Consider the following 11,960-nt stretch of genomic DNA (forward strand, 5'->3'; position numbering starts at 1 on the left):
TGGGAAATTTTGCGTCAGGCACAAATCAGTGTGGGAGCTGGCTTGCCTGCGATGGCGAAGGGTCGCCAGATTATTTGCGGCTGATACACCGCATTCGCGAGCAAGCCCGCTCCCACAGTTTGATGGCATTTCAGATTAAGAGAGATGAACCCACTCAGTCCGCGATCACCACAATCGACACGCGCCGGTTTTCGGTGCGCCCCGCTACCGTGGTGTTCGGCGCCACCGGCTCGCTGCTGCCCAAACCGCGCAGCTGGATGTTTTCTTCCTTCATGCCCACACCGGTCAGCACGTTGCCCACGCTTTTGGCGCGGCGCAGGGACAGTTGCTGGTTGTAGGTTTCTTTGCCAGAGGCGTCGGTGTGGCCGTCGACGCGTACGCGGTCGATGCCGGCGCCGACCAGGGCTTTGCCGATGCGTTCGACGATGTCGGTGCTGGCTTTGTTGAGGCTTTCAACGTCGCTGCCAAACAGCACTTTGCCCGAGAGGCCAAACGCCCATCCTTCGTCAGTCAGTTCAAAACCCTGCTGTTTGAGGACTGCGATTTGCGCCGGCGTCAGGCCTTTGGGTGGGGCCGTCTGGCAGCCGCCAAGGGCAAGGAATGCCACCAGTAACGTGATAAACATGAAACGCGCGGTCGAGAACAAGGGATCAACTCCTGTCGGTAACGTTTGCGGCGGTGGGCTCCGAATCCGCCGTTTGCTGGCCGCCCTGGGACAAGCGTTTGGCCTGGTACATCGCCGCATCGGCGGCATTGAGCAAGGTGCCGGGAGTGGCGCCATGATCAGGGTAGATGGCAATGCCGATACTGAGGGAGGTCAACACCTCGGTGTTGCCGGGCACCGGGATCGGCGTGTCCATGCTGGCAATGATCTTGTCGGCGATACGCTGAGCATCCTCCGCTTTATGCAATGGCGCCAGCAGCACCGCGAACTCATCACCGCCCAGGCGCGCCACCAGGTCATCTTCACGCAACTGCGCGCGCACCCGCTCGGCGACGGCCACCAGCACCGCATCGCCGGCGGCGTGGCCGAAGTTGTCATTGATGTCTTTGAAACGGTCGCTGTCGAGAAACAACACGGCGACCCGTTCATTGACCTTGGCGGCGCTGCGCAGCGCGCGGATCAGCCGGCCCTCGAAATACGCGCGGTTGGGCAAGCCGGTCAGGCTGTCGTGGCTGGCCTGGTGAGCGAGGGTTTCGTTTTCACTTTGCAGGTGGCTTTGCCAGGCTTCCATCTCGCCGAGCAGGGCGTTGAAGTCGCTGCCCAGGTTGTCGAGTTCGGCGATCTGCGCCGGTGGCACGCGTCGGTCAAAGTCTCGCTCGCTGCGGGCGGCGTGGGCCACCGCGGCCAGGCTTTGCAACGGTTTGGTGATGCCTTGCAGCAGGCGCCGCGCCAAGTACAACGCCACCCAGGCGCTGAGGGCGGTGCAAATCACGATGCCGGCCAGGCCGCTGAGCAGAAAGCGCAGCAGGCTACCGCCGTGGCCGACCACGTGAATGCTGCCCACGGTTTGCCCCTGGTGCAGGATCGGCTGGCTGATGGGCTGTTCGAGCAAGGCATGCGCCAGCGCCAGTTCGACCTCGGACAGCATGCCGGTTTCCGGCCGCTCCCATTGCGCCAGCAGCTTGCCGCTGGCATCGAAGACTTCGGCCTGGGCCACTTCTTCGGTGGAGGCAATCAGGCTGAGTGCTTCAGTGGCGGCGGCGCTGTCGTTGAACACCACCGCCGCTTCCACGGTGTAATTGATCGAGCGCGCGATCAGGTGCAGGTTGTGCTCGGCATACACGCGCAGCGCCAGCACGCCGAGCAGGGTCAAGGACACACTGGCCAGGGTCACGGCCACCAACGCCAGGATCAAATGCCCACGGCCGATGACGGAGCGCAAGGTCGGCCGCGCTTTCGGGGTTCTCATGACGCAGGCGCTCGACGGCGGGACAACTGCAACACGCTGGGGTGAATGCGCACGCCGCTGCGGGCGACGGAGTCCAGGTTGACCTCAAATGACACTTGCTCATCGCCCACGCGCAGGCAGAACAGGCTGCCCACGGTGCATTGGTCGCCGCCTTCGCTGATGCTCAGCACCGGGTGGCCGATCAGTGAGGTAAACAACCGCGAGCGTTCATCGGCGCTGAGTTTGCCGATGTACACGGCGTCGCAGGCACTGACGATATCAGGATGATCGGCGAGCAAACGCTGCACCACCACCGGACGGCCGGTCGCCTGGGTGGTGCCTTTGACCAGGTCGTCGGTGTATTGGGTGGGGCCGACGATGCACAAGCGCAGTTGCGCAGGCTCCACCGGCCAGCGTGCATAGCTGAGGATGCCGAGCACCACTTGCGTCACCGCCTGGGCGCGCTGGTCCGCCGGACCGGGGGCCTGGGCAAATGCTCGCGGGGCGAGCACGCACAGAAGTGCCACCAGTAACATGCGTCTCCAGCTCAAACTGCGCTCTGTGGGCGAGACAGCCACGTTCATGCAGCGATTCTCTTCAGTTTTTCAGGGTGATGCCGCAACGATAGCACAGCGGCGGAAGACCCCGCGAAGCCGGGCCTTCGCGAAGTCCGCTATTTTTTCAGAAAATTCAGACGACTGAATCAGAAATATTTCATGACCATTCAGTCATTTCCCAGCCGGTACGTCCAATTCCAGCATCAACCCACTCAAACGCTTGACCTTGCGCCGCACGGCTTCTTCAAACACGCCGCCACGCGGTTCGATCAGGCTGAACCAGCGCTTGGCGCGGGTGATACCGGTGTAGATCAGTTCTTTGGTCAGCACCGGGTTCAGCGCATCCGGCAGGATCAGCGCGGTGTGGGTAAATTCTGAGCCCTGGGACTTGTGCACGGTCATGGCGTACACGGTTTCCACATCGTTCAGACGGCTGGGCAGTACAAAACGCACACCGCCTTGGCCATCGTTACGTGGGAAAGCCACGCGCAGCACGTGGGGGCCGCCATCGCTTTCGGGCAGTTTGAGCGCGATGCCGATGTCGCCGTTCATCAGGCCCAGGCCGTAATCGTTTCGGGTCATCAGCACCGGGCGGCCTTCGTACCATTGCTCGTCCCCCTCGATCAGCCGCACTTTGCGCAAGGCCGCGGTGATGCGCAGGTTCAGCCCTTCTACGCCCCACGGGCCTTTGCGCACAGCGCAGAGCAACTGGAAGGCGTCGAAGGCTTGCAACAGTTGCTGCGCCCAGTGCGTCCAGGCGAGGTCTTCGCGCGGGGTGTCGAGGGCCGGGCGCGCGCTTTGCAGCAAGTTGAGGTAATAACGATAGCCTTGGGCGTCGCCGCCCTGCCCGTCCAATATCAACCGCTCGAGGGCGTGGTCATGCTCGCCCTTGAGGCTGAGGCAGAACAGGTCATCGTGGCTGCGCGCGGCGAGCAGTTGGCGCGCCTCTTCGGCGTTTTGCTGGTTGACCCAGCGTGCCAATTGGCCGATGCCGCTGCCTTCACCAAAACGTCGCGAATAGCGCAGCATCACCACTTGCTGGGCCAGCGGATGGCTGCCGTCGAGGTCTTCGTGAAGACCGCTGGCGCTGAGGTCTTCGCCACTGACCGCCTGCAGCCATTGGCGCGTGTCGGGGCTGTACCAGCCGGCTTCGGCGTCGCGGCATAAATCGCCCAGTACGGCGCCGGCCTCGACCGAGGCGAGTTGGTCCTTGTCGCCCAGCAATACCAAGCGCGCGTGGGGCGGCAAGGCGTCCAGCAAGTTGGCCATCATTTCCAGGTCGATCATTGAGGCTTCGTCCACCACCAGCACGTCCAGCGGCAACGGGTTGCCCAAGTGATGGCGGAAGTGCCGCGTGCCCGGGCGACTGCCCAGCAAGCGGTGAACGGTGGTGACCTCTGTCGGAATTTTTTCCCGCACGCTGTCGGGCACGGTCAACGACTGCACTTGCTGGCTGATGGATTCGGTGAGGCGTGCGGCAGCTTTGCCGGTGGGCGCCGCCAGGCGGATGCGCAACGGGCTGCCGGCTTCCACGGCCGGCGCCTGCAACAGCGCGAGCAGGCGCACCACGGTGGTGGTCTTGCCGGTGCCGGGGCCGCCGGTGACGATACTGAAGGCACCGCGCGTGGCCAGGGCACAGGCGAGCTTTTGCCAGTCGATCACGCCGTCGGGCGGCGGTTGGTTGAAGAGGCTGTTGAGGCGTTGCGGCAAATCGGCGGCGACGCTTTCCTGGGTGGCCAGGCGCAGGCGCAAGGCTGTGTCGATGCGCCGTTCGTAGGTCCAGTAGCGGCGCAGGTAAAGGCGTTTGCCGGACAAGACCAACGGGCGGCTCTGCGCGGCTTCGCTGCCATCAACCGCCAGGGCGACCAATTGGCTGGTCGCCAGCGCGTGACACCAGTGGGCACCGTCGAGGCCGTCGAGCAACTGCGACGGCAGCAGCATTGCGCCGGTTTGCAGGTCGCCTTCGGGCGGCAGCGACAGGGCAAAATCCGGCGCCTTGAGGGTTTCGAACAGGTCGAGGCACACATGGCCATGGCCCAACTGGTGGCTGGTTAACGCCGCGGCCAGCAACACCAGAGGGTCGGCCTGCGGATCAAGTTCGTGCAGGAAGCCGACAAAGGCCTTGTCCAACGCGCGCAGCCAGCCCCGGTCAACCCAGCGTTCGAGCAGTTGCAGCAGGTCGGCGGCGCGGTTGAGCGGCATCAGCGCCTCAAGCGGTAACGGCGACAGGCTCATAGCAGCACTCCTTGTTCCCAGGCGGGCTCAACCTTGGGCGGTATGGGTTTGCCCTGGAACAACGCGTCCAAGCCTTCGATCAGTTCACGGGGCGGCCGGGTGAAATACGCGCCTTTGCTCACCGACTCAGTGCCGCGCAGGAACACGTAAAGCGCACCGCCGACGTGGCGGTCGTAGTCATACTCGGGCAGGCGCGCCTTCAGCTGGCGGTGCAGGGCCAGCAGGTAGAGCACGTATTGCAGGTCGTACCGATGCTCGAGGATGGACTGTTCCATAGCCTCTAAGGTGTAGGCCGAATCGTCAGGGCCGAGCCAATTGGATTTGTAGTCGGCCACGTAGTAGCGGCCGTCGTGTTCGAAGGTCAGGTCGATAAAGCCTTTGAACATGCCGTTGAGCAGCACCGGTTCGGCGGCGACGCGGGACACGCCGTTGTGGGTGTACTGGCACACCAGTTTGTCGAGGGCCAGCACGTCGACTTTGTGGCTGGCGAACCAGAACTCCATCTCGATCTGATACTGCTGCAGGCTGCTCAGGGTGACCTGATCGTTATCCACCGGCAGCGGCGTTTGCAGCAGGTGGCCCAGCCAAGCGCTGAGGGTGACGATCCAGCCTTCCCAATTGCGCCGGTTACAGCGCGCGCCCACGGCCTTTTCGATGGCCTCGGGGGTGACGTTGAAACCCTCCTCGCCCGCCCATTCCAACAAGCCATGAAGGAAGGTGCCAGGGTTTGGTCCGCGTGGGAAACGGTGTATGTCGCCACCGGACGCCGCCACTTCGCGCGGTGCGTCGGGGTCGAGACGCTCGTCGTCAAACAGCTTCTGGGCTTGTGGGCTTTCCGGAGCTTCGAGGGGCGCGGCGCTCATGCTGTCGCCGATGCGCAATGCGCTGTAAGAGGCGATCCACCAGTTTTCGGCGGCCTTGCGCTTGGGCAGCAACGGCGCGAGCAACGTGGCTGCGTTGCGCGGCGGGTGGAACAGCGTGTCTTGCGCGTCCGGGACATGGGCGTAGTGGATCGCGGCGCAGCCTTGCTGCAAATCCAGCAGCCAGCGCGCCAGGCCGGCAGATTCGCCCAGCGACGCACCGGCGCCGAGCAGATAGCCCAGCGCCGACAGGTGCAGGACCGAGCTGCTGTTATTGCCGCGCTTGAGGTCGGCGATGCCCAGCCAGCACGCATGTTTGGCCCGTGTGAGCGCGACGTAGAACAAACGCAGGTCTTCGGCGAGGCGCTCATCATCGGCCTGAGCAATCAACTCAGCGGTGGGCCGCAGACTGACTTGGGATTTGCCCTGTTCGTCGTGGTAATGCAGCGGCAAACGGCTGCCGTCCACCGGTTTGGCCGAGCAGATGAACGGCAGGAAGACCAGGTCGTATTCCAGGCCTTTGGATTTATGGATGGTCACTACCTTGACCAATTGCTCATCGCTTTCCAGGCGCAAAATCTGCTCTTCACCGGCCTGCCCCGACAGCGCGAGGTGTTCAGCCAGATGACGGATCAGCGCTTGCTCGCCGTCCAGCTCTGACGCGGCCTGCTGCAACAGTTCGCTAAGGTGCAGCAGGTTGGTCAGCACGCGTTCGCCGTCACTGCGCGCGATCAGGGTTTGCGGCAGTTTGAAGTCATGCAGCAGGCGCCGCAGCATCGGCAGCACGCCTTGGGTGCGCCAGATCGCGCGGTAGCCACGAAACTGCATCACGCGGGTTTCCCACGCCAGTTCGTCCTGATTCAGACGCTCCAGTTCCGCCAATGACAGGTTCAAGGTGACGCAGGCCAGCGCGGCACGCAGCGGGCGCTCGACGTCGGGCTCTGCGCAGGCCTTGAGCCAGGCGAGCAGGTCGTGGGCTTCCTGGGCGGCGAAGACCGAGTCTTTGTCAGAGAGGTACACGCTGCGCACGCCCCGAGCGGCCAATTCGGCGCGCACGGCTTGGGCCTCCTTGCCGTCACGTACCAGGATGGCGATGTCTGACGGAAGTACGCCGTTGAAGCTGGAGTCCGCCTGTAGGAAACCGGCGGTACCTTGCTGCCCGCCATTGAGCAACGCGACGATTTGCGTGGCGCAGGCAGCCGCCAGTTGCTGGCGATACACCGCGTTGGAAATCGGCTGATCGGTGGGCAGGTGCCAAAGGTTCATTGCCGGCAACGTGTGGCCATCGACTTGCAGTTGCTCCTTGCGGCCCTGGGACAGCACCGAGTGGAACGGCACCGGGTTGTCGCCGTTCGGCTCGCGGAACAGGAAAGCCCCCCGGCCGCTTTCGGCGCGCTGGAACACGTGGTTCACCGCCTCGACCATTGCGTGGCTGGAGCGGAAGTTGGTGCCCAAGGTGTGGTGGCGGCCGGTGGTGGACTGACGGGCGCGCAGGTAGGTGTAGATGTCGGCGCCACGAAAGGCATAGATCGCCTGCTTGGGGTCGCCGATCAGGAACAGGCCGCTGTCGAGGTGGTTTTCTTCGATGCGGTAGATGCTGTCGAAGATGCTGTATTGCACCGGGTCGGTGTCCTGGAATTCGTCGATCAAGGCGACCGGGAATTGCTCGCGGATCACACTGGCAAGACGCTCGCCCCCGTCGGCCTGCAGGGCGGCGTTGAGGCGGATCAGCATGTCGTCGAAACCCATTTCGGCGCGACGGCGTTTTTCTTCTTCGAAGCGTTTACCCACCCAGCCGGCGGCGTGTTGCAACGCGGCGGCGTCGGGTGTTGGCAACGCGTCGAGGCTGGCTTTGAGAGTGGCCATGGCGTCGATGCCGGGGTGACTCGGCGGCTCGCCCTTCCAGGCTTCGGCCATGCCGTCGGGCGTCAGGCGCGTGAAGCCGGTGCCGATGTCGAGTTGTTCGAGGGTTTCGTCAGCCGCCCAGGCGCTGATCTTTTCGAACCAGGGTTCGAAGTACCGCGCTTGCATCTTGCGGCCGTCGACGGCTTTCGCGGCCACGGCTTGCAGGCAGATATCACGCAGTTCGGCGGCCCATTGTTGCCACGGCGCCTTGAGACTTACCAAGGCTTCGCGGCGCTCTTGCAGGCAAGCGTTGATCAGCTCGGCGGGCTCACGGCTTTCGCCAGTGGGCCGTTCACTGCCGAACAGCGCACGCACGCGGGGCATCAGGGCGGCGGGGCCGCTCCAGTTTTTGCGCACCCAGTTAAGTGCGTCGTCGTGCATCGGGTAGCAAAACAGCCGCCAGTAGTCACGCAGCACTTCGCCGAGCAGGTCGCTGTGGTCGGTTTCCAGGGTTTGGGTGAACAGGCTGCCACTGTCGAACGCGTGTTCGCGCAGCATGCGCTGGCACCAACTGTGGATGGTCGAGACGGCGGCCTCATCCATCCATTGCGCGGCGATGTCCAGGCGATTGGCGCAGGCGGGCCATTGTTCGGGAAGGTATTGGTCGCGCAGGTCGGCGATCAATGCATCCGGCTGCTCGATTTCGGCGCGGAAGAACCGTGCGGCTTCAGCCAGGCGAATGCGGATGCGTTCGCGCAGCTCTTTGGTGGCGGCATCGGTGAAGGTCACCACCAGAATTTGCGGCGGCAGTAACTCGCGGCCAAAGCCGGCTTCGTCACCGCCGTGGCCAAGCACCAGGCGCAGGTACAGCGCGGAAATGGTGAAGGTCTTGCCGGTGCCGGCACTGGCTTCGATCAGCTGGCTGCCTTTTAGCGGGAAGGCCAGGGCTAAAGGTTGACCCATCATGCGCTGGCCTCCTCACTGCTGAGTGATCGCCAGGGTGCGTTGAGCAATGGGCGATACAGGGTTTCGGCCCAGCCTTCGAACGCTTCGCTGGCGATGAGCGCGACGAAGTCGGGGAATTGGCGGGTAAGTGCAGGGGTTTCGCGGCGCTCACCGTCGGTGGTCAGGCCGTCGCCTTCATAGGCTTTGCTTGCGGCGGCCAGGGCTTTGGCGGGATCGGTTTGGCCGAGCCAGGCGAAGGCGGTTTTGACGGCTACCGGGAGCGGTTTGCGCATGCCGATGTGCCAGGCCAACAGCAGGTTGCCAAGGATTTCCCGGGCATTGGATTGATCCAGCGGGGCGAGTAACAAGGTGTCGTCACTCGCCACCAAACCGGTGCTGAGTGGCAGGCCGCAGGCGCACGCCACCACGTGATTGACCCATGGGCGAATCAGACGGTGCCATTTACGCGTCTTGATCGAACCGATGCTGTTGGGGATGGTGGTCACGCTGAGCAAGCCGCCATCACTGCGTCGGTGCAGGCCGCTGATCCAGCCTTCCAACTGGATGCCTTGATGCTCAAAACTGATCGGCTCGGCGGTGGTTTGTGGCGTGGGCCACAGTGCCAATAAGTGTTGGTAGCGTTGCAGCAAATCGGGCAACGGCTCGATCAGTTCGTTACGCAGGCACTCGCCGAAACCCACCATGGGCAGCAGGCCGCTGCCTTGCAGACGCAGGGCCTGGGCGTTGAGTGCTTGATCCACGTGATCGGGCTGGGTCAGTGCGGCGTTCAGCAGGCTGTCGCTGAGGCTGTAGCGTTGCAGCGCGTCGAGCACGAAGGGTTCTTCATCGGCGAGGGGTACTTCGGCGGCTTCGAAGAACACTTTCAGACGTTGACTGAAGAAATGTTTGACCGGGTTGCGCAGGAAATCCTGCAACTGGCCGAGGCTCAGGGGTTCTTCTTGTTGGTGCTCTGCCAGTTCGTGTTCTTTAACTGGAACGTCGGCGGCCTCGTGAAGCAACTGCCACTCGCGGGCGTAGCTGAAGAGCGCGTCGCCTTCATGGAAATAGCGCGCACTGAAGGGTTGGAGCGGGTGTTCCTGGGTCATTGCTTCCAGCAGTTCTTGCTGGTGTGCGTTATGCCAGCCGCTGGCGATATGGTCACGCAGTTGGCCGATCAGTACCGAGGCTGGCCGGTCGCTGTTGTCGCGGATGCTGCGGCCGACCCAACTGATGTAGAGCTGGTCGCGGGCGGACAGCAGGGCTTCGAGCAGCAGGTAGCGATCGTCCTCGCGGCGTGAACGGTCGCCGGGGCGGTAGTCGCTGCCCATCAGGTCGAAGTCCAACGGCGGTTGCGCGCGCGGGTAGTCGCCGTCGTTCATGCCGAGCAGGCAGACGAGTTTGAACGGGATGGCGCGCATGGGCATCAGGGTGCAAAAATTGACAGCTCCGGCAAGGAAGCGCTGGGACAGGCGGCCCTGGTCCAGGCCGGCCAACCAGGCCTCGCGGACTACGGTGAGGGGTAACTCGTCCTGCAGGCCGACGGACTCACAGGTTTCCAGCCATTCTTCTCTCAGTTGTTCGAGTTGGCCTAAGAGGTAGTCGTCGTGTTCGCTGCTGGGCAGGAAGAACAGTTGCATCAGACGTTGCAGGCGTTCGCCCCACTCATGGGGCGCTGCCGGTTGGGACAAGGCCTGATGGGCGTCGTTTAGCGCATCGAGCAAGGAGACCAACGGGCCGATCAGGGCCGCGTCGAGGCCGCCGATTTCATCGTAGGGTTCGATGCCGTCGCAGGCGACGCCGGTGCCGACGGCGTAACCCAACAGCATGCGGCGCAAGCCGAATCGCCAGCTGTTTTGTTCCAGCTCATGCGGCAGGCCGAGTCCGGCGCGTTGCTCGGCGTTGAGGCCCCAACGGATGCCGGCCCCTTCGATCCAGCGGTGCAGCGTCGGCAGGTCGCGCTCCTTGATGGCAAAACGTTCACGCAAGGCGGGAACGTCGAGCAGGTCGAGGATTTCGCTGACGGGGAAGCGGCTGTCCGGGAGTTTGAGCAGGTGTTCGACGGCGATCAGCAGAGGGTCGCGGCCACGTTGGCCTTGGTCGGTAAGGGTAAACGGAATGAAGCGTGGGTCGCTTCGCTCAAGTTGGCCAAACACGGCGCGAATGTGCGGCGCGTAGCTGTCAACGTCAGGGACCATGACGATAATATCGCGCGGGCGCAGCGTCGGGTCGGCACTGAAACGTTGGAGCAATTGATCGTGGAGAATTTCCACTTCGCGTTGTGCGCTGTGGGCGATGTGGAAGCGGATGGAGCTGTCGTTATCTAGATCGACGGCCGGCCATCGCTCGCGCGTTTCGTTGAGTGGGCGCAGTTCAAGGATGTCGTCCTGCAATTGGTTGAGCAGCGTGGTAGGTTCGCTGTCGCTGAACAGGTCGATGCGACCATCACGGAAGGCGGCGCGGTAGCTGTTGGGGTCGTCGTAACTGTCCAGCAGGCTGATGTAGTCACGGCCCTGTTTGCCCCAAGCGGCCAGCAGCGGGTGTGCGTGCTGGTGCAGGGTTTGTGGATCGATGGTGACCGGCATGCCGGCTTTGCGTGCCTGGCGTTTGTATTCATTACGCAGCAGGTCCTTGTCGGCAACGATGTCGGACCAGTGATGACGGCAAGGGTTGTGCACGCAGAGCAGGACTTGGCTGAACCGCGCTAAGCCGGCGAGCGCCTCAAGGGCTTGCGCAGGCAGTGAGGAAATGCCGAAAACGATCACTCGGGATGGTAAGCCTGCGGGCGCCTGTTCAAGGGTATTGATGCGTTCAATAAAGCGCTGGTGCACACCGGCGCGGCTTTCGGCCATGCCTTCTTCACCGACATCGACCAGCAATGCACGCCACAATTCGGCCTGCCAGCAGTTTGCGGGATTAAGGGGCTTGGATTCGCCTCGCCCGTTGCGCAATTGGTGGCGGCCAGCAGCCCAGTCTTCCAGCCAGTCGGCACGGTAGACCTGGTATTGGTCGAACAGGTCGGCCAGGCGTTCAGCCAGTTGATAGCGTTTGCGCAGGTCGGTGTCGTGAGTAAGGAAGCGCTGCAGCGGCTCAAAGTGCGGTTGATCGATGAGTTCAGGGAGCAGGCGCATCAGGCGCCACGTCAGAGGCGCTTTATCGAGTAGGGACTTGGGCGGGATTTCGTCACGGCCCAGGACCATGCGATAGAGCTGCCACATGAAGCTGCCGGGCAGTTGCACGTCGATTGCCGCAGCGATGCCGCAGCCACCCATGTCGTCGTCTTCCGGGTCTTCGGCCAGGGCTAACTTGAGCCATTGGGCGATGCCGTTGCTTTGTACCAGGGCGATTTCGTTTTCCAAGGGCGCGAGCGGATAGCGGCGCATCCAGCTGACTACCAGGCTGCGCAACTCGTCCAGGCGGTTGCCGTGAACCACCATGAATCCAGCGCTGAGGGACGTCGCATCCGGCATAACGGCTTCCTTGGGAAAAGCAAAATCGAGGCAGCGACTTTAGCATTGAAGGCGGCCGCAGGCTGCAAGTGAGGCAGGCCGACTGAACGGGGGTGACTGGAATGTTTTCGACCGCCCAAAACAAAGCCCCTGTTTGCGTTAGCAAACAGGGGCTCTGGA

General features: G+C 63.2%; 6 protein-coding genes. All 6 read right to left on the reverse strand.

Annotated elements, in window-relative coordinates; all coding sequences use genetic code 11:
- Positions 1-154 precede the first annotated feature (154 nt).
- Positions 155-646: an OmpA family protein gene (locus FPT15_RS21360; protein ID WP_145164391.1), complete on the reverse strand. Its 492-nt coding sequence runs from the start codon at positions 644-646 to the stop codon at positions 155-157.
- A 4-nt stretch (positions 647-650) separates the two neighbouring features.
- Positions 651-1,913, reverse strand: coding sequence for a diguanylate cyclase domain-containing protein (locus FPT15_RS21365; RefSeq protein WP_145164393.1), 1,263 nt, complete (start codon positions 1,911-1,913; stop codon positions 651-653).
- Positions 1,910-2,476 carry a YfiR family protein gene (locus FPT15_RS21370; protein ID WP_106578168.1) on the reverse strand — a complete coding sequence of 189 codons (567 nt, stop codon included), beginning with the start codon at positions 2,474-2,476 and terminating at the stop codon, positions 1,910-1,912. The genes FPT15_RS21365 and FPT15_RS21370 overlap by 4 nt, the downstream gene beginning before the upstream one ends.
- A gap of 144 nt (positions 2,477-2,620) precedes the next feature.
- Positions 2,621-4,684 (reverse strand): exodeoxyribonuclease V subunit alpha, encoded by a 2,064-nt coding sequence (gene recD, locus FPT15_RS21375; protein ID WP_145164395.1) that lies wholly within the window; start codon positions 4,682-4,684, stop codon positions 2,621-2,623.
- A complete protein-coding gene (recB, locus tag FPT15_RS21380; protein ID WP_145164397.1) occupies positions 4,681-8,355 on the reverse strand; it encodes an exodeoxyribonuclease V subunit beta in 3,675 nt (1,224 codons plus the stop codon). Before recB ends, recD begins: the two co-directional genes overlap by 4 nt.
- Complete coding sequence (recC, locus tag FPT15_RS21385) at positions 8,352-11,801, reverse strand: exodeoxyribonuclease V subunit gamma (RefSeq protein WP_145164399.1); 3,450 nt, start codon at positions 11,799-11,801, stop codon at positions 8,352-8,354. The genes recB and recC overlap by 4 nt, the downstream gene beginning before the upstream one ends.
- Between the last annotated feature and the right edge of the window lie 159 nt (positions 11,802-11,960).

It is taken from the genome of Pseudomonas sp. RGB (assembly GCF_007713445.1).
Classification (GTDB): domain Bacteria; phylum Pseudomonadota; class Gammaproteobacteria; order Pseudomonadales; family Pseudomonadaceae; genus Aquipseudomonas.